The sequence below is a fragment of the Microbulbifer sp. TYP-18 genome, assembly GCF_040932045.1.
In the GTDB taxonomy this organism is placed as follows: domain Bacteria; phylum Pseudomonadota; class Gammaproteobacteria; order Pseudomonadales; family Cellvibrionaceae; genus Microbulbifer.
The window spans coordinates 14,573-37,508 of the sequence record NZ_JBFRBC010000011.1 but is presented as its reverse complement, the minus strand read 5'-3'; the positions used below and the strand labels follow the sequence as shown (position 1 = coordinate 37,508).

21 protein-coding genes are annotated in these 22,936 nt (G+C 61.5%); 4 read left to right on the top strand and 17 right to left on the bottom strand.

What is annotated here, in order from left to right; translation table 11 throughout:
- Window positions 1-4 precede the first annotated feature (4 nt).
- The 7 genes from ABVT36_RS10750 to ABVT36_RS10720 form a co-directional block, all read right to left on the bottom strand.
- The gene (locus ABVT36_RS10750) at window positions 5-1,306 is read right to left on the bottom strand and encodes an AmpG family muropeptide MFS transporter (RefSeq protein WP_368456575.1); all 1,302 of its coding nucleotides are present in this window, start codon (window positions 1,304-1,306) and stop codon (window positions 5-7) included.
- A 40-nt stretch (window positions 1,307-1,346) separates the two neighbouring features.
- Complete coding sequence (locus ABVT36_RS10745; RefSeq protein ID WP_368456574.1) at window positions 1,347-1,946, bottom strand: YbhB/YbcL family Raf kinase inhibitor-like protein; 600 nt, start codon at window positions 1,944-1,946, stop codon at window positions 1,347-1,349.
- Window positions 1,943-2,935 carry a threonine/serine dehydratase gene (locus ABVT36_RS10740; RefSeq protein WP_368456573.1) on the bottom strand — a complete coding sequence of 331 codons (993 nt, stop codon included), beginning with the start codon at window positions 2,933-2,935 and terminating at the stop codon, window positions 1,943-1,945. The genes ABVT36_RS10745 and ABVT36_RS10740 overlap by 4 nt, the downstream gene beginning before the upstream one ends.
- Window positions 2,936-3,069: 134 nt before the next feature.
- The gene (locus ABVT36_RS10735) at window positions 3,070-4,485 is read right to left on the bottom strand and encodes an aldehyde dehydrogenase family protein (protein ID WP_368456572.1); all 1,416 of its coding nucleotides are present in this window, start codon (window positions 4,483-4,485) and stop codon (window positions 3,070-3,072) included.
- A 205-nt stretch (window positions 4,486-4,690) separates the two neighbouring features.
- Entirely contained in the window at window positions 4,691-5,566 is an 876-nt protein-coding gene (gene ampE / locus ABVT36_RS10730; RefSeq protein ID WP_368456571.1) for a regulatory signaling modulator protein AmpE, read from the bottom strand.
- Between the two features lie 85 nt (window positions 5,567-5,651).
- A complete protein-coding gene (gene ampD, locus ABVT36_RS10725; RefSeq protein ID WP_368456570.1) occupies window positions 5,652-6,221 on the bottom strand; it encodes a 1,6-anhydro-N-acetylmuramyl-L-alanine amidase AmpD in 570 nt (189 codons plus the stop codon).
- Between the two features lie 485 nt (window positions 6,222-6,706).
- Window positions 6,707-9,019, bottom strand: coding sequence for a DUF1631 domain-containing protein (locus ABVT36_RS10720; RefSeq protein ID WP_368456569.1), 2,313 nt, complete (start codon window positions 9,017-9,019; stop codon window positions 6,707-6,709).
- Between the two features lie 481 nt (window positions 9,020-9,500).
- Between ABVT36_RS10720 and nadC the strand changes: the two genes are divergently transcribed.
- Window positions 9,501-10,355 (top strand): carboxylating nicotinate-nucleotide diphosphorylase, encoded by an 855-nt coding sequence (gene nadC / locus ABVT36_RS10715; RefSeq protein ID WP_368456568.1) that lies wholly within the window; start codon window positions 9,501-9,503, stop codon window positions 10,353-10,355.
- 13 nt (window positions 10,356-10,368) lie between these two features.
- On the opposite strand, the gene ABVT36_RS10710 is transcribed toward nadC, so the two are convergent.
- From ABVT36_RS10710 to ABVT36_RS10665, 10 genes are all read right to left on the bottom strand, one after another.
- The gene (locus tag ABVT36_RS10710) at window positions 10,369-11,091 is read right to left on the bottom strand and encodes a sulfite exporter TauE/SafE family protein (protein ID WP_368456567.1); all 723 of its coding nucleotides are present in this window, start codon (window positions 11,089-11,091) and stop codon (window positions 10,369-10,371) included.
- A complete protein-coding gene (gene ccoS, locus ABVT36_RS10705; protein WP_368456566.1) occupies window positions 11,088-11,288 on the bottom strand; it encodes a cbb3-type cytochrome oxidase assembly protein CcoS in 201 nt (66 codons plus the stop codon). Before ccoS ends, ABVT36_RS10710 begins: the two co-directional genes overlap by 4 nt.
- Entirely contained in the window at window positions 11,289-13,751 is a 2,463-nt protein-coding gene (locus ABVT36_RS10700; RefSeq protein WP_368456565.1) for a heavy metal translocating P-type ATPase, read from the bottom strand.
- Window positions 13,748-14,269 carry a FixH family protein gene (locus tag ABVT36_RS10695; RefSeq protein WP_368456564.1) on the bottom strand — a complete coding sequence of 174 codons (522 nt, stop codon included), beginning with the start codon at window positions 14,267-14,269 and terminating at the stop codon, window positions 13,748-13,750. Before ABVT36_RS10695 ends, ABVT36_RS10700 begins: the two co-directional genes overlap by 4 nt.
- Before the next feature lie 46 nt (window positions 14,270-14,315).
- Complete coding sequence (gene ccoG, locus ABVT36_RS10690; protein ID WP_368456563.1) at window positions 14,316-15,734, bottom strand: cytochrome c oxidase accessory protein CcoG; 1,419 nt, start codon at window positions 15,732-15,734, stop codon at window positions 14,316-14,318.
- A 144-nt stretch (window positions 15,735-15,878) separates the two neighbouring features.
- Window positions 15,879-16,787: a cytochrome-c oxidase, cbb3-type subunit III gene (gene ccoP / locus ABVT36_RS10685; protein ID WP_368456562.1), complete on the bottom strand. Its 909-nt coding sequence runs from the start codon at window positions 16,785-16,787 to the stop codon at window positions 15,879-15,881.
- Window positions 16,784-17,041 (bottom strand): cbb3-type cytochrome oxidase subunit 3, encoded by a 258-nt coding sequence (locus tag ABVT36_RS10680; RefSeq protein WP_368456561.1) that lies wholly within the window; start codon window positions 17,039-17,041, stop codon window positions 16,784-16,786. The genes ccoP and ABVT36_RS10680 overlap by 4 nt, the downstream gene beginning before the upstream one ends.
- A gap of 17 nt (window positions 17,042-17,058) precedes the next feature.
- The gene (ccoO, locus tag ABVT36_RS10675; protein ID WP_367150438.1) at window positions 17,059-17,676 is read right to left on the bottom strand and encodes a cytochrome-c oxidase, cbb3-type subunit II; all 618 of its coding nucleotides are present in this window, start codon (window positions 17,674-17,676) and stop codon (window positions 17,059-17,061) included.
- Between the two features lie 11 nt (window positions 17,677-17,687).
- Entirely contained in the window at window positions 17,688-19,145 is a 1,458-nt protein-coding gene (gene ccoN, locus ABVT36_RS10670) for a cytochrome-c oxidase, cbb3-type subunit I (RefSeq protein ID WP_368456560.1), read from the bottom strand.
- A 145-nt stretch (window positions 19,146-19,290) separates the two neighbouring features.
- Window positions 19,291-20,511 carry an argininosuccinate synthase gene (locus ABVT36_RS10665; protein ID WP_367150436.1) on the bottom strand — a complete coding sequence of 407 codons (1,221 nt, stop codon included), beginning with the start codon at window positions 20,509-20,511 and terminating at the stop codon, window positions 19,291-19,293.
- Between the two features lie 303 nt (window positions 20,512-20,814).
- Between ABVT36_RS10665 and pyrC the strand changes: the two genes are divergently transcribed.
- The 3 genes from pyrC to ABVT36_RS10650 all read left to right on the top strand — a co-directional run bounded on the left by pyrC (window position 20,815) and on the right by ABVT36_RS10650 (window position 22,927).
- Window positions 20,815-21,855 carry a dihydroorotase gene (gene pyrC, locus ABVT36_RS10660; protein ID WP_368456559.1) on the top strand — a complete coding sequence of 347 codons (1,041 nt, stop codon included), beginning with the start codon at window positions 20,815-20,817 and terminating at the stop codon, window positions 21,853-21,855.
- Window positions 21,856-21,865: 10 nt separating this feature from the next.
- Window positions 21,866-22,513, top strand: a complete 648-nt coding sequence (gene rnt, locus ABVT36_RS10655) for a ribonuclease T (RefSeq protein WP_367150434.1) — start codon at window positions 21,866-21,868, stop codon at window positions 22,511-22,513.
- A 216-nt stretch (window positions 22,514-22,729) separates the two neighbouring features.
- Complete coding sequence (locus tag ABVT36_RS10650) at window positions 22,730-22,927, top strand: hypothetical protein (RefSeq protein ID WP_367150433.1); 198 nt, start codon at window positions 22,730-22,732, stop codon at window positions 22,925-22,927.
- Window positions 22,928-22,936: the final 9 nt, after the last annotated feature.

Genomic DNA, 22,936 nt, shown 5'->3' with positions numbered 1-22,936 from the left:
CGCGTCAGCGATCATCCGGGTGACTACCGGCCTCCTCCTGCTCACTATCGCCACGCCAGGGGGCGACGGCGAACAGGAGCAGCATCCCGGGTATGGCCAGGGCGGCACACAGCAGATAGAAATTGGTCCAGCCCATGGCCTCCACCAGAAAACCCGTGGAGGCGTTGGCGACGGTGCGCGGCAACAGGGTCAGAGCCGAAAACAGGGCCAGCTGGGTAGCCGTGTGCAGTTTACTGGTGGTGCGGGCGATAAAGGCGAGGAAGGCGGCTGTCCCCAGCCCCACCCCCAGGTATTCGAATGCGATCACTATCGCCAACAGCCATAAGCTGGGTTCGAAGCCGGGAGTTCCCACCCGGTCTCCGTTCACCTCCGACAAAATCATAAAGCCGAAAATGGACACCAGCTGGATAACGCCAAAAATCCACAGGCACTTGTTGATCCCGATTCGCACCATCAACAGGCCACCGAGAAAACCACCGATGGCCGCCGGCCAGAGTCCGGCATTTTTGGCCACCAGGCCTATGTCGGTTTTGCTGTAGCCCATATCCAGGTAATAGGGCGTGGCCAGTGCCGTCGCCATATTGTCCCCGAGCTTGTACAGAACCATAAACGCCAGCACCAGCAGTGCGGATTTGGTGCCATTGCGGGTGAAAAACTCCACAAATGGCAGAACCATCGCATCGCGGAGGCTTTTGGGGCGCTCGCCCGGGTGCTCCGGTTCTTTGACCAACAGGGTGGTGACTATGCCCACCCCCATAAAGGCGGCAGTGGTGAGAAACACCAGGTTCCAGGGCAGGTGATCGGCCAGGATCAGGCTGAGGGAACCCGGTATCAGCCCGGATATCCGGTAGGCATTGGCATAGAAGGAATTTCCCAGGCCCAGTTCCCGGTTGGGCAGAATTTCACGCCGAAAAGCGTCCAGCACTATATCCTGGCTGGCGCTGAAAAATGCCATCGCAAAACAGAGTACGGCGATGCTCCAAATGTCCACCTGGGGATCGAAGATACCCAGGGTGGCAATGGATGCGACCAGCATTATCTGCATTGCCAACATCCATCCCCGGCGCCGCCCCAGCAGGGGAAACGCATAGCGATCCATTAGCGGAGACCAGAGGAATTTCCAGGTATAGGGCAGACCCAGCAGGGAAAAGAGGCCTATGGTGGCCAGGCTGACCTCCTGCGAGCGCAGCCAGGCGGGCACCAGCTGCACCAGCACATAGAGCGGCATACCGGAGGCGAATCCGGTGGCGACACAGATCAACATGCGGCGGTTGAATACGGCTTGCCGGATCGTTGCTCCAGTCATATTTTTTCTAGGGCCTGTTCACACTTAGGCTGCCGCTTGCTCAATGGCCCCACAGCACTTCCAGCCCGGCTTCCGCCAGCTTGTTGGCGTTGACATTGAAACCCACCATCGCCGGTGTGGCATCGTCGTCCAGCGGCAGCTCCTCCACCTTGAGGGCATAGAGGCGGAACTGGTAGCGGTGGTCCCCATGCCCTGGGGGCGGACAGGCACCACCATAGCCGGGGCTGCCGTAGTCATTGCGCACCTGGGTGGCCTCGGGAACCATGCCGGCCTTGAGATCACCGGCCCCTTCCGGCAGGCTGGTGACGCCTGCCGGAATGTTGAACATCACCCAGTGCCACCAGCCACTGCCGGTGGGTGCATCCGGGTCGAATACCATTAATGCAAAACTTTTGGTTCCCTCCGGCGCACCGCTCCAGCTCAGTTCGGGGGAAATATTTTCGCCGCCGCAGCCAGTGTAAACCTGGGCGAGGGGCATGCGCGCGCCGGCGTTCATGGTGGTGGATGTCAGGGTAAATTCGGCGGCAGAGGACATAGTGGCAGTTACCAGTAGTGCTGTGACAGCCACCAGTTTAGCAGCCGCGGCCCCTACAAATCCCGCCCCCGGAAACCGGTTGCGCCCCATAGTCAGTGCTTTCACTCGCCATTTCCCCCCGGTGGAAACAATTCCGAAACCCTGTCCAGATCCATATTACCGCCGGTGAGCACCACGGCGACATTTTTTTTGCGAAATCGCGCGCCGTGCTCCAGCACTGCGGCCAGGCCGACCGCAGCGGAGGGCTCCACAAGTTGCTTGGTGCGGGTCCACAACAGCCGCATGGCATCGACGATACCCGCTTCGGAAACCGTGACTATGTCCCGTACTGTGCGCCGCACTATGGCGTAATTGCGGTAGCCCAGGGTGGTGCGCAAACCATCGGCGATAGTCTCCGGTGTCTGCTCGGTAACATGGCTGCCGCCGTGCAGTGAGCGCTGAGCGTCGTCGGCACCGGCGGGCTCTGCGCCGATAACCAGCATCTCCGGCGCCAGCGCTGCCACCGCCAGACCAATGCCTGCCAGCAGCCCGCCTCCGCCCACAGGGGCGACAAGGATATCCGGCACTGCACCCAGTTCCCGGCTCTGCTGAATAATCTCCAGCGCCACAGTGCCCTGGCCGGCAATGATCCGGCTGTCGTCGAACGGCGGCACCACATGGGCGCCGCTAGCGGCCACCACCTGTTCCAGCGCCGCATGGCGATCGGCCAGGGTCGGGCCGCAGAGGACAATATCGGCACCGTAGGCCGCCACCGCCTCCCGCTTGGCCCGAGGCGCCGTTTGCGGCATCACAACGGTGCAGGAGAGGCCCCTCTGCGCCGCGGCCCAGGCCAGAGCGGCACCGTGATTACCGGAGGAGTGGGTTGCGACACGCTCAACCCCCGCCGGCAATTGCGCCAGGGCATTTGCCGCACCACGGGCCTTGAAGGCGCCGACTTTTTGCAGGTGTTCGCACTTAAAAAATAGTTTGGCGCCAGTGGCAGTGTCGATCAGGCCGCTGCGCATCAGCGGTGTGCAATGCACCCGCCCGGCGATATTTTGTGCGGCGGTAAAAACATCTGCACTGGTGGGCAGATCGCGGCTGGCGACGGACATAAACTCGGTGCTTCTCCGGTGAGCGGCGGTACGCAGATCCGCCCTGTACAGTGACACTGCGCTATCAATTGTTAAGCCATCAATCCAATAAATGATCCCTCATCCACTGGATTGTCGCCCTGTTCAGCCGCCTGTTAGCGCAGCAAGCGCAGCAGGCGCATCTTGGCGGCGGAAAACGGCGCATAGCGCACACTCAGGTCAAACTTGTAACTGCGCTTCATCACCGCCTTAAAGTGGCTGAAGGTCTTGAAGCCATGCTCACCATGATAGGCGCCCATGCCGCTGGGGCCGACACCCCCAAACGGCAGCTCATGGGCCGCCATAAACATCATGCAGTCATTGATACAGACATTGCCGGCACTGCACTGGGCCAGAATCCGTTTGGTCACCCCATCGTCGCGGGTGAACAGGTACAGTGCCAGGGGCTTATCGCGCCTGTTGACGAACTGCTCGGCCTCCCCTATATGCTCCAGTTCCACCACCGGCAGTACCGGGCCGAAAATCTCCTCCTGCATTACCGCGGATTCTACCGGCACCTTGCGCAGCACCGTGGGAGCGATATAGCGCGCGCCCATATCCATCTGGCCGCCAAAGGCCACCTCTCCGTCGCCGATGTAAGCGGCGATACGCCGGGTGTGGCGGTCGTTGACGATGCGCCCGTAGTCCGCTGAGTCGCGGGGGTTTGAGCCAAACATTTCCCGCACACAGGCTTCGATCGCGGGCAGCAGCCGCTCCGCTGTGGCCCTGGTGCACAGCAAATAGTCCGGGGCTATGCAGGTCTGGCCGGCATTGGTGAACTTGCCCCAGGCGATACGCCGCGCAGTGACATCAATATCTGCATCATCGGCCACGATACAGGGGCTCTTTCCCCCCAGCTCCAGGGTTACCGGCGTCAGGTGCCTGGCCGCTGCGGTCATCACTATCTTGCCCACCTGGCCGCCGCCAGTGTAGAGGATGTGGTCCCAGCGCTGCTCCAGCAGGGCGGTGGTTTCCGCCACTTCGCCCTCGACGCAGGCGAAGGCGTCGCGGTCCAGATAGCGGGGCAGCAATTCCGCAATCAGGCCAGAGGTGGCGGGCGCCAGTTCCGACGGTTTGACCACGGCACAGTTGCCGGCGGCTATGGCCGGCACCAGGGGGGACAGGAGCAGCTGTAGAGGATAGTTCCAGGCGCCGATGATCAGCACCACCCCCAGGGGCTCGGGCTGGATATAGCTTTTGCCCGGCTGCGCCACCAGCGGTGTGGCCGCACGGCGGATGCGGGACCAGCGTTTGAGATTCTTCAGCGCATTGTCGATATCACCGCGAACCACCGATATTTCGGTGGTAAACACCTCCTGGGGCGCCTTGTGCAAGTCGCTGTGCAGGGCATCGATGAACCGGGCTTCGTTTTCCACCAGCATATCCCGCAACCGCATCAGTTGCCGGCGCCGCCAGCTCAGGTCGGCGGAAGTGCCGCTGCTGAAATAAGAGCGCAGACCCGCGACCAGGGCCGGGGCGTTGAGACTCTCACTGTTTGCCGCTGTTGGAGATTTCGTGGTTGCCGCTTCCATTTGATAGTTCCCGCTGAGGTTATTTTCTCTTCTGCATTTTTATTTACACGAAGGGTTGAGCCTGTGCCGGCGAGGTACCCGGGCAACCGGTGCCCGTGACCACGCAGAGTGCAATATTCCGCTCCAGCGCCCCCACGTCAAGCGGACAATTGGGACAAAATTCCAAATTTAGTACCAGTTCACCTACAAGGTACCAATGGGAAACTCAGATATCGAACAGCACCGCCAGGGCCAGCGCGGTGATCCATAGCAGCAGAGCCCGCGACAACAGCGCCTGCAGGCCTTCCAACTGGGCGCCGCAATATCGCTGCGCCTCGCCGGTCTCCACGCCCGCACTGCACTGGCTGGCATCTATCCCCCCCAGCGCCCCCTCCAGGTACACTTCCAGTACCTGATCCGTGCTCCGCTCGCGGCAGGTCAGGCAGTTTTTCCAGGCGCGAAAACAACCGACAAAATTGCCGACAATAGCGAAGCTGAAGCCCATCACGCGCACCGGCACCCATTCCAGCAACCACAGCCAGCGCTGCGCCAGCTCCGGATCGCCTTGCGACTCGTCCAACTCGGCGTACAGGGCGCTCAGGCGAAACAACAGGGCGCCCGGAATTCCCAGCAGGACGAACCAGAAGAGCACCGCGAACAGGCGCTCGAAGGCGGTATAGGCGGCGCCGCGGAACACCTGTTCGTGCAATTGCTCCGGGGTGGCACCCTCCTGTTCGTGCAGCTCTTTCAGCAGCGGTGCCGCCGCCTCCCGCGCCGCAGTCAAATCGCCCTGGTACCAGTTGCGCAGGTATGTGGACACGCATTCATTGAAGTTCCCGCGCCCCAGACAATAGAGCAGCAGCGGTACCCCGGCACACAAAATGCCGAGCCGGCCCAGGAGCGCCTCGGCCAGCACCATGATGACGGCACTGAGCAGCACCGGCGGCAGTACGGTGGCGCCCAGCAGCAGGCCGGGGTTGTCCCTCAGGGACCCCGGCAGCTTGCGGTGCCACCAGGCGAACCAAGCATCCCGGTGAACCGGCGCGCCGGAACCCCATAGCTGGACCAGGCCGAGGGCCAGCAATACAGTCAGCAGAGCCATAGCAATTCCCACTTGGTAAACTCGTGCGGGAAGAATAACGCCGGAGCTGCAGCGGAAAAACCCTTGATGCTGCGATTCGGGGCAATTAGGCGGTATCCGATAACAGGGCGCTCAACTCTGTGTGGTAGCGACCCCAGTCGAACCCGGGACCAGGATCCAGCTTGCGGTCCGGGGCTATGTCCGAGTGGCCGGTGATGTTGTCGGAGGTAATGCCCGGGTAGGCGAGCATGATAGCGGCGGTCACCTCCGCCAATGCCTGGTACTGGGCGTCGGTGTAGCTGTCCGAATCCAGCCCTTCCAGTTCAATCCCGACGGAAAAGTCATTGCAGTCACTGCGACCGCAAAAGGACGACTGCCCGGCGTGCCAGGCGCGCTTGTCCAGCGGCACATACTGGGTGACCCGGCCGTGCCGGTCGATCAGCAGGTGTGCAGATACCCGCAGCCCGGCAATCCCCTCGAAATAGGGATCCGCGTCGACGTCCAGGGCACCGGAAAAAAAATCATCGATATGGGAGCCGCCATATTGTCCCGGCGGCAGGCTGATACAGTGAATCACCAGCAGTTCGATGGGCGTGTCCGCGGGCCTTTGATCGCAGTGGGGGCTGGGTACTCTGCGGGCCCCCGCCAGCCATCCGGATTCCAACTGATACTTCACACCGATACCCCACTGTTGCCCGGCTGCCGCGCCAGGGTAATAAATTGGCTTTTTGACCAGTAGATAACGCCCCACCCAATGGCTTGTCGCCTCTGCCACCTACTAGCAGGTTGTTGAAAAAGGCATCCTGCCTGTTTCAAAACACGAAAAGCGAAAAATGTGATTTTCACTTTTCTCCCAAAATCAACGGCTTAGGCGTCGTTGATTTTGCCGGAACATCCATATTCCGGTACCAGGCGTCGAAATTCTTCGAATTTCAACAGCCTGCTAAAGGATCGACTGGGGCAACGGTTCAATAATAGAAAAAGGGTGGGCGAGCGCCAAGCGCACTCCGCGGTGGGGGAAACGGTGTGCGCCTAACAGGCTGCTGAAGAAAGCTTTGCCAGCCGCCTGCTGTCTCGAACAGGTATATACAGGGGGGAAATCAAGCGTGAAACCACTTGATTTGTCGTGGAGGCTTTGCGCATGTGCAATGTCGACAGGTCCTAGGTATGACTCCTGGTGCCGCGGCGCACATCGTTGATAACCGACTGCAGTGCCCGCTCGAACAACATGCCGTCATCCAGCGGCATCAACTCCATGCTGCGCAATGCCAGCGCCAGTTCCCGGCGTGAAAACTCCGCCACCTTGGCGCCGTTGCGATTGACGAAAATAAACTGGTCGATATCCCGGATTACCGCAGCTAGGCGACAGCGAAACTGTTCACTGTCGGAGCGTTTGAACTCAAACCAGTTGCCCTGGGACAGGCGGAACGTCTGCTGCCAGTGGGGGTCCTCCTCAGAAATCGCCACCTCTTCCGCGCCAGAAGACGGCTCGGCGACCACTTCCGCCGCCGCAGCGACCTCCTGTAATTCCTCCACTTCAGGCAGAGGCGCCTCCACCTCGCTGCCGCTGACTTCCGCTGTCCCGACGACCTCCGCAGCGGGAGTCTCTTCGAGTGGGGTCTCTTGTGCCTGTGCGGCCTGTTCGCGCTCGGCAAGAATGCGCTGCGCCAGGGCGAACTGTTCGCGATAGATGTCTTTCAGCCCGCCAAACAGCCGCCGCGCCTCGAAGGGACTCACGGACACCATCTCCAGCGTATCCCGCAGCCGCTGTTGCAGGGACGGCAGCAATTGTTGCAGCTGCTGCTGATTTTCCGGCATGGGGGCCTCGACGCTCCAGATCAGGTCGCGCGCTGTCCTCACACCCTTTGCCCAGGCTTCGCTGTCGCTGCCCTCTTTGACACAGATCAGAAACAGGGCGTGATTCCACACCTTTTCCAACCAGTCGGAAACGACACCGGGCAATTCACGCTCGGCGGACAAGGCCTCCAATACCGCGGCCACGCGGGCCCGCGCAGCCTGGGTTTTGGCTCGACCATCCGCTTCATCCACAATGCGCTGTTCCAGCATTGCCGCGCGCTTTTTCTCCCTCGCGGTGAAGCTGCGAAGTTGCTGCAGCAGCTGGTCGAAAATGGAGATGTCCTCCTCGAATTCATTCACCACCGAATCCACAACCCTGGCCACTTCGCAGAACAGCGGATCCGTCTCGTATTGCTCCCCGGCCTGCCAGCCGGTACTGGCATCCGCCAGCTCATTGAGTAATTTGCGTGCCGGATGGCCGCCTTTGCTGAAAAAGGATTTATCGGCGATGGCGACTTTGAGCAGCGGAAGCTGCAGGCGCCCCAGGTGACTTTTGATGGGCTCTGCCAGGTTGCGGTCGTCAAGCATAAACGAGAACAGCATTTCCACCAGCTTGATGACGTCCCGATCCGCCTTGGCCAGGGACGCTGAACGCTGTTGTTCCACCAGTTGCTGCTGCAGCAGACTGTTCACATCGAGCAGCTGAGGCCGCTCAGTGAGCGCACTGGCCTGGGCCTGCAGGGCGCCGAGTTGCATCACCAGGTCACTCGGTGCCATGGGCGCCAGTCCCGCCGTAGCAGGCAGCAGTCCGGGGGCGAAGTGGCCACCGCCGGCGCCCAGTTCCGGGCCGGGGCCGCCGGGGGCCTGCCCCCCCGGTGTCATCTGCCCCCCAGCGCGGGCCATCCCGGGACCGGGCCCGGGAGTCGTCGGCTGGGACCGCCGCCTGGCTTCCCGCCGCTGCTGGCGCAGCGTAGGCAGCACCCCCTGCCCCACCAACAGCTGATTAGCGCTCTGGTAAAAATCGTCGAGATGCTGCACCACATGCTGCTCAAATTTCTTCAGCAGGGTGAGGCGGGCGCGGATATGCAGATTGAGCGGACGCACCGCCTCCACACAGGCGGTACAGATTGCATCCACGCCGATAGGGTTGTTCTTGTTGGAGATTTTTTCGCTGTACAGCGTATCCAGGCGCAGTGTCAGTTCGGTGACCTGCTCGCCGTAGGCGCGCTTGGCACTGGCCACCATGGTATCGACCGCGACCAGTTGCTCCAGATCATCGTTGTGTACCAGCGACAGGTTTTCCGCACCCACACTTTCGCCGGCTTCAGACTCTGCGGGTGACTGGAAGGCTTCGGCAATATTGCCCACAAGACAGTCCACGACCCGCCCGCGCTCGACCCGCAACAGTCGCAGGGCGTGAAACAAACCGTCCTGTTCCTCCTGCCGGTGCGCGCGCTCCGCCATGGCGAACAGCGAATCATCCACCTTGGCGAACACCTGCTTGACCCGTTCGCGCAGCTGCTCGGTGGCGTAGTCCCGCAGTGCAGTCACCGCCGGAGACAGTATTGTTTCGGCTGCTAAAGAAATATCTGGGGCACTGTTACCTCTATGCCGCAGGGAGACCACCTTGCCGTGCTGTTTTTTATCCACATCTTCCTCTGCGTAACTGGCGGACACCTTGCTGGCGCCCTCTATACCCAGGCGGACACCCGGCTGACAGCCATTTTTCCGGCCACCAGCAGGTGCACCCGCTCAGGGGCAGCTCGCCGCTCCCCGCACCACAATTCGGGGAAAATTGCGGTTTACGACAGGTTACAAGAGCCACGAGACAAATTTCGGCGCCTTGATTCTACCCCCTCAACCTCTGGCCCTGGCAAGTGCAAATCGCGACTTTGTGATCGCGGTCACAGCCGTCCGGTCAATCTTTGGCAGGCCTGCTACAGCAAATAACAATGCGCCTCCGTGGGCGGGGCATGGATAGGCCCTAACTGGGATGTTCGGGTCGCAAGTCAAGCGTGTAACTGCTTGATTTGTCGCGGAGGGTTTGCGTACATGCGCCGCAAACCCGGGTTGGGGAAAGCCAGGGAAGGCTTTTCAACAATCTGCTGGAGCGCACCCTTTTTGGTAAACTTGCGCCGCGTCGTTTTGAGATTTTGTCATGCACCCCCGAGACTCTGTGATTCCCAACCTGATCCACGATCTGAACCGTTCGGTGAGCACCGCACTGGCGGAAGATGTGGGTACGGGCGATATCTCCGCACAACTGATCCCGGCGGACCGGCGGGCCCGGGCGCGGATCGTTACCCGGGAGGCGTGCACCCTTTGCGGGCGCGCCTGGGTGGACGAAGTGTTCCGGCAGCTGGATCCGGACCTGCGGCTGACCTGGCGCTTTGACGACGGCGACAGAGTTGACGCCGGTGCAGTGCTGCTGGAGTTGGAAGGCAAGGCGCGCTCTATCCTGACCGGCGAGCGCACCGCGCTGAACTTCCTGCAGACTCTGTCCGGCACCGCCACTGTCGCTGCCCACTATGCGGCCTGTGCCGGGAACAACCAGATCCGTGTGCTGGATACCCGCAAGACCATTCCCGGTCTGCGCAGCGCACAGAAATATGCGGTTCTGTGCGGTGGCTGCAACAACCACAGGTTCGGGCTCTACGACGCCTTTCTGATCAAGGAAAACCACATCGCCGCCGCCGGCGGTATCGCCAGCGCAGTGTCCCAGGCCCGCACTATCAAGGCGGACGCGCTGGTGGAAGTGGAGGTGGAGAGCCTGGACGAACTGCGCCAGGCGCTGGCGGCCGGGGCGGATGTGATCATGCTGGATGAGTTCAGTGACACAGACACCAAAACCGCACTGGAACTGGCACGGGGAAAGGCGCAGATCGAAATTTCCGGCAGCGTCGACAGCGAGCGGCTAAAGCAGCTGGCACAACTGGAGGTGGACTCTGTGTCCTGCGGCAGCCTGACCAAGCACCTGAGAGCCATAGATCTGTCCCTGCGCATCGACCTGTAAGCGGCGGTCTCGGTCAGTGGTGGTGTGAGTGCTCCGACTGGCCGCTTTGCGGTGCGCTGTGCGGGCCGTGAGCACCGTGGTTTCCGTGGCCGAGCCCGCCCCAGATGGTCCAGAGGCCGAACAGCAGAATGGCACCGGCGAACAGCAGCCGCACCCCGGTTTTCTGTACCAGCCCGCGCACACTGGAAGCCGCCGCCCCGGTGGCCAGCATTGCGGGCACAGTACCCAGCCCGAAGGCCAGCATCGCCAGTGCCGCCGACACGCCGCCGCCCTGGGCCAGGGCGAAAGTCAGCGCGCTGTAGACCAGGCCGCAGGGCAGCCAGCCCCACACAGCACCCAGGGCCAGCGCCTGGGAGGAAGAACGCACCGGCAGCAGCCGCGCTGACAGAGGTTGCAGATACCGCCACAAATAAGCGCCGCCGCGCTCCAGCCATACCAGCCCACGCCACCAGCCGGCGATGTACAGTGCCATGGCCACCAGCATGACCCCGGCAATCACACGCAGCGGGCCCAGCGCCGGCACCAGTGCCGCGCCCAGGGCGCCGACGATCGCGCCCATCAGTGTATAGCTGCCCAGGCGCCCGGCGGAGTAGGACAGCAGCTGCTGCCATTCAGTTTTACCGCTGTCGGAGGCCATGCCCAGGGCACCGGCGATACCACCGCACATACCGACACAGTGGCCGCTGCCGAGAAATCCAACTGCCAGAGCCGCGGCGATGAAACCCCAGTCGGTCACGGGCGCTGCTCCGGCTCCGCCGGCGCCTCGCCGCCGCCCTGTACTCCTGCACCCTCCCGGTCATCGTCGAACAGGATGCGCCGCCCTTCGGTTTCCAGGTCGTCGTACTGGCCGCTGTTGACGGCCCAGAAAAAGACTTTCACCGCGATGGCGACGAATAGGATGGCGATGGGGATCAGGAAATACAGACTGCTCATTCAGTGATCTCCCGGTCCGGCCAGGGCCGTACCGGCTACATTGGTTGTGGATGGGCGGGATTCCCCCGCCGGCTGCCAGCGCGACAGGCGCAGTGAATTCAACACCACGATCAGCGAACTGGCCGACATGCCCAGTGCTGCCACCCAGGGCGGGACCAGCCCGCAGGCCGCCAGCGGCAGCGCCAGTGCATTGTAACCCAGGGCCCACAGCAGATTCTGACGGATTATGTGCCGGCAGCGACGCGCCAGCAGCAACGCCCGGGGTAATACCCGGAGATCGCCGCGCAACAGAATGGCGTCCGCCCTGGACTGGGCCAGGTCGGCGGCGGACAGCATGGCCACGGACCCATCGGCGCCGGACAGCACCGGCACGTCATTGATGCCGTCGCCCACCATCAGCACCCGTTCTCCGGCCTCCTGGAGGCTGCGCAAATGAGCCAGTTTGTCTTCCGGTGAGACACCGGCACGGTATTGGTCGATACCCACCACTGCAGCGAGGCGCGCCACCTCAGGGGAGGGGTCGCCGCTGAGCAGCTCCGCTTTCAGTCCGACATCCCGCAGCTGCGCCAACGCCATCTGTGCGGAGGGGCGCAGCCGGTCCCCGATCAGTATCCAGGCGATGGGTCCGTCGTCGTCCCCCAGCAGCAGCCACTGCCCTTCCCCCCCGGGTATCGCAGGTGCGGCCTGGGCGGCGAAATCCGGGCGGCCCAGGCGCAAGCACTGGCCCTGGACCCGTCCCTCGACACCCTGCCCTGTGTGCACCCGTACGTCAGATGCGGCCAGCTGGCCGGACCAGGCGCGAAAGGCCCGCGCCAGGGGATGGCCGGTCTGCCATTCCAGCGCGCCGGCCACCTGCCGGACCTGCTGCTCGCACCAGCTTTCCCGCAACAATTGAATCCGCACCACCTGGGGCTCCCCAAGGGTCAGGGTTCCGGTCTTGTCCAGCACAACCCGTGTGATCCCCGGCAATGTTTGCAGCAGGTGTCCCCCGGCCACCAGAAGTCCCAGCTGCTGCAGCCTAAGGGTCGCCGCCGCCAGTGCGGCGGGGGTGGCCAGGGACAGGGCGCAGGGGCAGGTGACCACCAGTACCGACAGGGCCACCCAAAAGGCCCGCTGCGGATCTATCTGCCACCACACCGCAAAGGCTGCGGCCGCAATAACCAACACCGCGCCGACGAAGACACCGGCGATACGGTCCGCCAGGGCTACCTGTTTCGGCTTGTGAAGCTGCGCATCCTCCACCAGTCGCTCGATGGCCGACAAGCGTGTGGATTTACCCGCTGCAGTCACCCGCACCTCCAGCGCTGAATCGCCGTTGACGCTGCCGGCAAACACCTGGCTGCCTTTTTCTTTCTGCTGCAGGGCTGCCTCTCCACTGAGCAGGGATTCGTCCACGCCGCTGCTGCCGTCGACCACCTCGCCATCGGCGGGGATAGTGTCCCCCGGTCGCAACAGGATGCGATCATCCACGCGCAGGGCGGTCACCGGCACAGACCGGGTCCCATCCGCTCCCATTCGGTTTGCAGTCAGGGGCAGCAGCTGCGCCAGGCCACCGCTGGCGAGTCCGGCCCTGTGGCGGGCGCGCATCTCCACCGTCCGCCCCAGCAACAGGAAGAAGGTAAACATAGAGATAGACTCGAAATAGACTTCGCCCACATCGAACAGAGTGGCGTAAAAGCTCGCGGCGTAGGCCAGCCCGATAGCCAGCGACACCGGCACATCCATACTCAAATGGCGCCCGGTCAGGCTGCGCCAGGCGGCAGCGAAAAATGGTCGCGCAGCGTAGAAAACGACGGGTGTGGCGACCAGAAGGGAGACCCAGCGCAGATAGCGTTCCAGTTCGCGATCGATACCGGTGGCGGCACCGAAGTAAAGCGCCACGGCGAACATCATCACCTGCATGGTGCCCAGCCCGGCCACACCCAGGCGGCGCAACGCCGCCCGCCGCTCCGTTTGGATCAGCTGTTCGCTGTTGCCGGCGGTGGCCGCGGCCGGGCGGTAACCGATACGCGCCAGTTCGGTGAACAGGGCACTGGGCTGCAACCGGGCGGGGTCGAAGCAAATCTGCGCCCGCTGGGTACTGGCGTTGACGGAAACCCGCTCCACCCCATCCAGGCGTCCCAGGTGTTTCTCGATCAGCCACACACAGGCCGCACAGCTGATACCGCCTACCAGCAGTGCGGCGATTTTGGCTCCCTGGTCCGAATCGCGCACAAACTCCGCCTGCACCTCGGGCAGGTCGTATGCCTGCCACTGGGAGGGATCCGGCGTACCCTGATCCGGGCGTTCGTTGCGCGCATCGCGGTAGCGATAAAAACTGTCCAGGCCGCCGGCGACAATGGCCCCCGCCACCGCCTGGCAACCGGGGCAGCACATGGGCCGCTCGGTGCCGCCGATCAATACCGGAAAGGAACTGCCGGGCGCTACCGGCAGACCGCAGTGAAAACAATTGACAGCTGTCATTGGCTCGCCGGGTTGAGGGGAGCGGCCCGACCCAGGTCGAAATTGATCTCCCCGGTCAGGCGCCACGCCGCCTGCAGGTGCCGGTCCGGATCCAGCTCCGGCATCAGGCGCAGGTACCAGCGGTGCCGCATATCCCCGTCGAAGCTGCCGCTATAGCGGCTGGCGGAAACCCGGGACAGTAAAATATTGCGATCCAGGTTCGCCTCCACCGGGTGGCTGAGGGTCAGCAACAACTGTGGCGGCAAGTCAAAATCGCCATTGAGTTCCAGGGTCACCGCCTGGCCCTCAAACTGCAACAGGCCCGCCAGTCCCAGCTGGCGGGCCTTTTCATCCTGCTCGGCGGTGTAGTGGTACATGAGGCCGTCTTTGTAATAGGTGTCGCTGACGGTATCGTCGGCGTAGCGCACGGCGATGGAGACCATTACCAGGGTCACCAGGACCACCAGCACCAGTGGCGCCATCACCAGCCACAGCCAGGGTTCCCGATACCAGGGTTTGGTGGTTTGTTTCGTCACCATATTAACCGCCTCTCAGGGCCCGCAGCCCGTCACTCTTTCCCTGCCCTTACCTTTTGGGGCCGATAAAAACTGTCTGGTGCCGGTCCTGCAGTTCCGGCTGATCCACCGCTTGCACCACGATATGGATATCGTGCTTGCTATCCCGCAGTTGATCCTTGGGCACACTGACGCGAATCGGCACCGCATAAATTTCCCCGGACCCCACGTAAATCTGTCGCGGCTTGCGCAGTGAGTAATCCACACCCTCGCGGCCCTCGACGCGAATGGAAAACTCGTGCGCAGTCCGATCCATATTATTGATTTTCACCGTGTAGACATTCTGGATATCGCCGCGGTATTCCCGGTACATACGGGCGCCCCGGTCGCGCAGCACTTCCGCCTCGACCGGGCTCCGCGTCAGCAGCTGATAACTGAACAATCCAACCATCGCCGCCAGCACCAATGCGTAGCCAAATAGGCGCGGCCGCAGATAGTTGGTCCTGCCGGTCTCCAGCTCGTCCTCGGAGGTAAAGCGGATCAGTCCGCGCGGATAGCCCATTTTGTCCATGACACTGTTGCAGGCGTCCACACACAGGCCACAGTTGATACACTCGTACTGCATCCCATCGCGGATATCGATATCCACCGGACAGACCTGGACACACCAGTAGCAGTCGATGCAGTCGCCCAGCCCTTCAGACTGGTAATCGATACCTTTCTTGCGCGGCCCGCGGGTCTCGCCCCGGCGCGCATCATACTGAACCGCCAGTGTGTCCTGGTCGTACATCACCGACTGGAAACGCGCGTAAGGGCACATGTATTTGCAGACCTGCTCGCGCAAAAAACCCGCATTAAAGAAAGTAGCCAGAGTGAAAAAAGCCACCCAGAAAACCGCTTGCGGGTGTGCTTTCAGGCTGGCGAGATCCACCACCAGATCGCGGATACCGTAGAAATAACCCACAAAGGCCAGCGCCGTGGCGGCGGCGATCAACAGCCAGATAGCGTAGGTGCCGGATTTGCGCAGGGCCTTTTCCAGGCTCCAGGGCGCGGCGTCGAGTTTGATGCGCTTGGCCCTGTCCCCCTCGCACAGCCTTTCCGCCCACATAAACATCATGGTCCACACCGTCTGCGGACAGGTAAAACCACACCAGACCCGCCCGAGCCAGGTGGTGACCGCGAACAGCGCGAACGCCGCCATGATCAGTATCCAGGCCAGCAGGAAGCCATCCTGGGGGCCGAAAGTGGACCAGAGAATGTGGAATTTGCGCTCCGGCAGATCAAACAACACAGCCTGGCGGCCTTCCAGATTGATCCAGGGTATAAAGAAGAAAGCGGCCAACAGCGGCAGACCGGTGTATTTGCGCACGCGGGTGTAAATGCCGCTGATGTGGCGGGTATAAACCTTATCGTCGGACTCGTAGAGCATGCGATAGCGCACCTGGCCATCGCCCTCCTGCTCTTCCCGAGTGGGGATCAGATCACTCACCAAAAACCTCACTTTGGCTCCGGGCAGCGGGGAGCACTCTTCGTCAGCTAAACAATGAGGCTTTTGTTCTTCGTCCCTGCGCGCCCGTGTTGTCAGGCCCCCCGCCGGCGGCGGATGGGGCCGGTGCTACCACTCAGCGGCGGCTCACTGCTCCACCTCTTCCTGCCGGGACAGGCTGTATACATAGGCGGCCACCAGGCGGATCTTGTCGTCGCGCAGCTTGTCGCTCTGCGACGGCATCTGGTTGCTGCGACCGCCGCGAATGGTGTGCTGAATCTGCTCGCGACTGCTGCCGTAGAGCCAGATATTATTGGTCAGGTTGGGCGCACCGATTGCCTGGTTTCCCTTGGCGTCCAGCCCGTGACAGGCCATACATACGCGGTCGAACACCTGCTTGCCCTGTGCGGCCATCTCCGCATTGTGCTCCAGGCCGTTCAGCGCCAGCACATACTCGGCGGTATTTCGCACACCCTCTTCACCGATAATCGGCTCCTGTGGCGGCATCACCCCCTGGCGTCCCTGGTACAGGGTTTGCAGAATCTTTTCCGGAGTACCGCCGTAGAGCCAGTCATCATCGGTGAGATTGGGGAAACCATAGTTGCCGCCACCATCGGCGCCGTGGCAGACGGCACAGTTATTGGCAAAAATGCGCGCACCCATTTTCAGCGCCTGGGGATTCTCGGCAATCTGCTCCACTGGCATCTGCGCGTATTGGCCAAAAGTCTGGTCAAATTTCTCCATCGCCTTTTCCTGGCTGCGTTCCAGCTGCCCCACGGAGGTCCAGCCGGCGATGCCCTTGAAGTTGCCCATGCCCGGGTAGATGACCAGATAAATGGCGGAGAAAATCAGCGTGCCGACAAACAGCATAAACCACCAGCGCGGCAGGGGGTTGTCATATTCCTCAATGCCGTCGTAGACGTGTCCGGTGGTCTCGTTACCGGGTTCATCCTGATCGCTCACCGCCACCTTGCGGTTGGCGAACAACACCCAGATGATCAGTGCCAGGTTGGCGAGGGTGAGTACTATGACCCATAAACTCCAGAATGTACTCATTGCTTGTCCTGCCCCTTGTTCTGTTCCGCCGAAGGCGGGTGCTCTTGTCCCCCACCCGCGGCCGATTCGTCTTCTATATCTTTTCCATCCGCCTTGTAGGCTGCGCGCCGCGACTGCTCCTCATCTGCGAATGGCAGCTGGGCGTCCTCTTCGAAGCGCTTTTTGCGTTTGGGGGAAAAGGCCCACCAGCATATGGCGATGAAGGCCACAGCTCCGAGTACGACAGCGATCTGACGCAATACATTGATATCCATCTGTGGGTACTCCCTGTTCAGCGCTTCTGTTGCACCAGGACACCCAGCTGTTGCAGGTAGGCCACCAGTGCGTCGATTTCCTTCACCCGACCACCCACGAACGGCTCGCGCGCCTTGGCAATATCTTCATCCGTATAAGGCACACCGGCGAAGCGCAGAGCGCGCATCTTATTGGCGGTGTGCTCACCGGTGACCACATTGTCGAACAGCCAGGGAAAGGCGGGCATATTGGATTCCGGCACCACATTGCGCGGGTTGTACAGGTGGGCCCTGTGCCACTCATCGGAATAGCGGCCACCAACCCGGGCCAGATCCGGACCTGTGCGCTTGGAACCCCACAGGAAGGGGTGTTCGTACACATTCTCCTGCGCCATGGAATAGTGGCCGTAACGTTCCACCTCAGCCCGCAGCGGCCGCACCATTTGCGTGTGGCAGACGTGGCAGCCCTCGCGGATGTAGATATCGCGGCCCTCCAGAACCACCGGATCCCAGGGCTTGAGTCCCGCTATCGGCTCATTGTTCGCCTTGATAAAAAACTGTGGAACTATCTCCACCAGCGCTCCGAAGCTGATGGCGACAATGATAAAGAGCACCATCAGGCCAATGTTTTTCTCGACGATGTCATGGTTTTTCATTGCCTGGTCTCCTACTGTGCGGGCTGGGCGAGCGGCACTGTGTTGTCCTGCTGGGCGGAGTTCTCTTTGTCCGTCACCGTGCGGTACACGTTGTAGGCCATCAGCAGCATCCCGATCAGGAAGAAAGCACCACCGATAAAGCGCACGATATAGCCCGGATAGCTGGCGATGACACTCTCCACAAAGCTGTAGGTGAGGGTGCCGTCGGCGTTGAAGGCGCGCCACATCAGCCCCTGGGTGATGCCGTTGACCCACATGGCGGCGATATACAGCACCGTGCCCACGGTCGCCAGCCAGAAGTGCGCATTGATCAGTTTCACGCTATACATCTCCTTGCGGTGGAACAGCACCGGCACCAGGTGATAGAGGGCACCGATGGAGATCATCGCCACCCAGCCCAGGGCACCGGAATGCACATGGCCGATGGTCCAGTCTGTATTGTGGGACAGGGCATTCACCGTCTTGATGGACATCATCGGGCCTTCAAAAGTGGACATGCCGTAGAAAGACAGGGACACCACCAGAAAACGCAGGGTTGGGTCGGTGCGCAACTTGTGCCATGCACCGGACAGGGTCATGATGCCGTTGATCATGCCCCCCCAGGACGGAGCCAATAGAATCACGGACATGATCATCGCCAGACTCTGAGTCCAGTCCGGCAGGGCTGAATAGTGCAAATGGTGGCCGCCGGCCCACACGTAGATGGAGATCAGGGCCCAAAAGTGCACTATGGACAGCTGGTAGGAATAGATTGGGCGACCGGCCTGTTTTGGCACAAAGTAGTACATGATGCCGAGGAAAGCCGCGGTCAGGAAAAAGCCCACTGCATTGTGGCCGTACCACCACTGGATCATGGCATCAGTGGTACCGGCAAACAGGGAATAGGATTTGAAGGCCGAGACCGGCACTTCCAGATTGTTAACAACGTACAAGAAGGCAATAGTGACGATATAGGCGCCAAAGAACCAGTTCGCCACATAAATGTGGGAAGTGCGGCGCTGGGCGATGGTACCGAAGAACACCAGCGCATAGGCGATCCAAATCACTGTCACCAGAATATCGATCGGCCACTCCAGCTCCGCGTACTCCTTGGTGGTGGTCAGGCCCATGGGCAGGGTGATGGCCGCCGCCACTATGACCACCTGCCAGCCCCAGAAGGTAAACGGCACCAGCCACCCCCCCCACAGCGGGGTCTGGCAGGTGCGCTGCACCACGTAATAGGAAGTAGCGAACAACACACTGCCACCGAACGCGAAAATCACCGCGTTGGTATGCAGGGGGCGCAGGCGGCCAAAGTGGCTGAATGGCTGAAAAAAGTCGTTCAGCTCCGGCCACGCCAGCTGAGCCGCGAGCAGTACCCCGACACCCATACCGACGATGCCCCAGACCACCGACATAATGGTGAACTGGCGTACGATTTTGTAGTCATAGTCCAGCGCGGGGCCGGTCTTTGCCACGGTTGTCGTCATTTTATTACTTCCGTTGCTTGGTAAGGTTCGTTTCCACTAAACATGCGGCAGCCCGCCGTTAGATTTACAGCTACATCCAATCAAAGTAGTCCGAGCCGCCCCGCAGGCGACGATTTAAACGCATCATTCACCCGCAGAAACTGATCTAGATCAGTTTTCGCTCCTTGCGGGCCGCGATACGCAGACGCAGGGCGTTCAATTTGATGAATCCCTCCGCATCCTTCTGGTTGTATGCGCCGGCATCCTCTTCAAAAGTGGCGATACGCTCGTCGAATAAGCTGTCCGCCGACCGGCGCCCAACACAGGTGACGCCGCCCTTGTAGAGCTTCAGCCGCACGTCGCCATTGACCACCTTTTGCGAATCGTCAATGGCCAGCTGCAGCATCTGGCGCTCCGGCGACCACCAGTAACCGTTGTAAATCAACTGCGCGTAGCGGGGCATCAACTCGTCTTTAAGGTGCGCGACTTCGCGATCGAGGGTTATCGACTCAATGGCCCGGTGGGCCTTCAGCAGTATGGTGCCGCCGGGAGTTTCGTAGCAGCCGCGGGACTTCATGCCCACATAGCGGTTTTCCACGATATCCAGCCGGCCTATGCCGTTGGCGCCCCCGAGCCTGTTCAGGGTTGCCAGCATGGTGGCGGGACTCAGTGGCTCGCCATCCAGGGCCACGGCATCGCCCCGGTCGAACGTCAGCGTAATATAGGTGGGCTCATCGGGCGCGGCCTCGGGGCTCACACTCCAGCGCCACATGTCCTCTTCCGCCTCCGCCCAGGGGTTCTCGAGGATTCCCCCCTCATAGGAGATATGCAACAGGTTGGCGTCCATGGAGTAGGGGGACTTCTTCTTGCCGGAGGCAAAATCCACCGGGATCTTGTGCTGCGCACAGTACTGCATCAACTTCTCGCGGGAATTCAGATCCCACTCCCGCCAGGGCGCTATCACCTGGATACCGGGTTTTAGCGCATAGGCACCCAGCTCGAAGCGCACCTGATCGTTGCCCTTGCCGGTGGCGCCGTGGGAGATGGCGTCGGCCCCTGTCTCGTTCGCGATCTCGATCAGGCGTTTGGCGATCAGCGGCCGGGCGATGGAAGTGCCGAGCAGGTATTCGCCCTCGTAAATGGTGTTGGCCCGGAACATGGGGAAGACGAAGTCCCGCACGAACTCCTCGCGCAGATCATCGATGTAGATCTCTTTTACCCCCAGTGCCTCGGCCTTGGCGCGCGCCGGTTCCACCTCTTCGCCCTGGCCAATATCCGCGGTAAAAGTGACCACTTCACAGTCGTAACTGTCCTGGAGCCAGCGCACTATCACAGAGGTATCCAACCCTCCGGAATACGCCAGCACTACCTTGTCGATCCTGCTCATCGGTTTCCCCTGCCGGCGGACGCCGCCACCGGTAACAATGCCGCGGGCGCAACTACCCTGCGGAGTTCAATTAGAGTGTCAGTCTGGGAGAATTATTGTTGGAGATGTGCCCAGGAACGGCGGCAGTGCCGCCCTTTTTCCGGGCGCGATTGTAGCCTCTCCGACCGCCGCCGGCCAGCGCCGGGGTACCCTCGCACCCAAATAGCTCGATTAATATACAATGCCAGGCACATCGCAATTCTACCGGGCTTCCGGTAGCATCTGCGCCCCAAGACGCAATCGGCCAACCTGCGGTAAGACACTATGGAGCGGATCACCCTTCGCACTCCCGACGACTGGCACATTCACCTGCGCGATGGCGAAGCCCTGGGCAGAACCGTCGGCGATGCCGCACGCCAGTTCCGCCGCGCCATAGTGATGCCCAATCTGGTGCCGCCGGTGGTCGATGCCGAAGACATGCTCTCCTACCAGCAGCGCATCCGCCAGCAGATTCCCCCCGGCAACCCCTTTCAGCCGTTGATGGTGATCTACCTGACCGACCGGACCGATGCCGAAACCATCGAGCGGGCCCACCGGGCCGGCGCGGTGGCCGCCAAGCTGTATCCGGCCGGCGCCACCACCAACTCCGACTCCGGCGTCACGGATATCGCCAACATCTACCCCGCCCTGGAGGCCATGCAGGCCTGCGGCATGAAGCTGCTGCTGCACGGGGAGGTCACCCATGACGATATCGATATCTTCGACCGCGAACAGATGTTCGTCGACAATATCCTGTCGCGCCTGGTACAGGATTTCCCGACCCTGAAGATAGTCCTGGAACACATTACCACCGCCCACGCGGCGGAATTTGTCCAAAACGCCCGCGACGGCGTAGGTGCCACCATTACCGCACACCACCTGCTGTACAACCGCAACCACCTGCTGGCCGGCGGCATACGCCCGCACTTTTACTGCCTGCCGGTTCTGAAACGCAGTTATCACCAGTCCGCGCTGATCGAAGCGGCCACCAGTGGCAATCCCAAGTTTTTTCTCGGCACAGACTCGGCGCCCCATAGCCGGGACAAAAAGGAAAACGCCTGTGGCTGCGCCGGCTGCTATACCGCCTTTGCCGCCATCGAGATGTATGCCGAAGTCTTCGAGCGGGCCGGCAAACTGGACAAACTGGAGAGCTTCGCCAGCGAGTTCGGCCCGGACTTTTACGACCTGCCACGCAACCTGGGCAGCATCTACCTGGCGCGCGATCCCTGGCGGCTTCCCGCCAGCCTGACCATGGGCGACGGACAGCTAATCCCGCTGGCCGCGGGTGAAATATTGAACTGGCGCCTCGTCGACAAGGCCGAGTAAAGGATTTCGAGTGACCCCTGCAGAAGAACCCACAGACTCAAAAACCTTGCTGGCACAGCGCTTCCGCGGCTTTCTGCCGGTGGTGGTGGACATGGAAACCGGCGGCTTCAACGCACGCACCGACGCCCTGCTGGAAATATCCGCGGTGATCCTGGATATGGATGACAGCGGCGTACTGCTGCCCCAGGCGACCCACAGCTTTGATCTGGAGCCCTTTGCCGGCGCCAACCTGGAGCAGTCGGCGCTAGATTTTATCGGCATCGATCTGGAGTCAGCGGAGCGGGAGGCGTTGCCGGAAGAGGTTGCGCTGCCAGAGCTGTTTCGCCAGATTCGCACCGCGATCAAAAAACACGGTTGTACCCGCGCGGTAATGGTAGCCCACAACGCCCACTTCGACCTCGGTTTCCTCAATGCCGCGGTGGAGCGCTGCGGGATCAAACGCAACCCCTTTCACCCCTTTTCGTGTTTCGATACCGCGACCCTGGCCGGCCTCGCCTTCGGGCAAACCGTACTGGCAAAAGCCTGCCAGGTTGCCGGATTCGGCTTCGATAACAACAGCGCCCACTCAGCACACTACGATGCGGAAAAAACAGCGGAACTGTTCTGCCACATCGTCAACCGCTGGCGGGAACTGGGGGGTTGGCCGCTCTCCGAATAACCGGCATCGCCGGCCCTATGGACCACCCGCAAAGCGAACAAAACGCTGCTCAGTGGCGCCGTCACGAGGGCTCAGGGATAGCTGGCAGTTTCCAACAGACAGGGATAGAGGCCGCCCCGGCGCAACCACGCGCGGCAGGCGCCTGCGCCCGGGGGTGATTTTTTAATCAAAACACTGTAGAATGGCCGGTTCACGTATAGATATCGGGTAATTATCGTGGCCAAAAAAGCTTCCAGCACTGCCAAGCGCAAACAACCCAGCGCCCCTGTTGACACTCGTGAAACCATCGAGCAGCAGGTGCAGGCGTTTCTTGCCGCTGGTGGTGAAATTGAGCAGGTTCCCAAGGGCGTGAGCGGCCAGACCAATGTTTCCGGCCCGCGACACATCACCCTGGGCAAAAAGCCACGGGCCTGAGCCCCACGG

Excerpts from the sequence above, each read along its gene's own strand:
- ABVT36_RS10750 (WP_368456575.1), bottom strand. The coding sequence starts at position 1,306 with ATGACTGGAGCAACGATCCGGCAAGCCGTATTCAACCGCCGCATGTTG.
- ABVT36_RS10740 (WP_368456573.1), bottom strand. The coding sequence starts at position 2,935 with ATGTCCGTCGCCAGCCGCGATCTGCCCACCAGTGCAGATGTTTTTACC.
- ABVT36_RS10735 (WP_368456572.1), bottom strand. The coding sequence starts at position 4,485 with ATGGAAGCGGCAACCACGAAATCTCCAACAGCGGCAAACAGTGAGAGT.
- ampE (WP_368456571.1), bottom strand. The coding sequence starts at position 5,566 with ATGGCTCTGCTGACTGTATTGCTGGCCCTCGGCCTGGTCCAGCTATGG.
- nadC (WP_368456568.1), top strand. The coding sequence starts at position 9,501 with ATGCACCCCCGAGACTCTGTGATTCCCAACCTGATCCACGATCTGAAC.
- ccoS (WP_368456566.1), bottom strand. The coding sequence starts at position 11,288 with ATGAGCAGTCTGTATTTCCTGATCCCCATCGCCATCCTATTCGTCGCC.
- ABVT36_RS10700 (WP_368456565.1), bottom strand. The coding sequence starts at position 13,751 with ATGACAGCTGTCAATTGTTTTCACTGCGGTCTGCCGGTAGCGCCCGGC.
- ABVT36_RS10695 (WP_368456564.1), bottom strand. The coding sequence starts at position 14,269 with ATGGTGACGAAACAAACCACCAAACCCTGGTATCGGGAACCCTGGCTG.
- ccoP (WP_368456562.1), bottom strand. The coding sequence starts at position 16,787 with ATGAGTACATTCTGGAGTTTATGGGTCATAGTACTCACCCTCGCCAAC.
- ABVT36_RS10680 (WP_368456561.1), bottom strand. The coding sequence starts at position 17,041 with ATGGATATCAATGTATTGCGTCAGATCGCTGTCGTACTCGGAGCTGTG.
- ccoO (WP_367150438.1), bottom strand. The coding sequence starts at position 17,676 with ATGAAAAACCATGACATCGTCGAGAAAAACATTGGCCTGATGGTGCTC.
- ccoN (WP_368456560.1), bottom strand. The coding sequence starts at position 19,145 with ATGACGACAACCGTGGCAAAGACCGGCCCCGCGCTGGACTATGACTAC.
- ABVT36_RS10665 (WP_367150436.1), bottom strand. The coding sequence starts at position 20,511 with ATGAGCAGGATCGACAAGGTAGTGCTGGCGTATTCCGGAGGGTTGGAT.
- pyrC (WP_368456559.1), top strand. The coding sequence starts at position 20,815 with ATGGAGCGGATCACCCTTCGCACTCCCGACGACTGGCACATTCACCTG.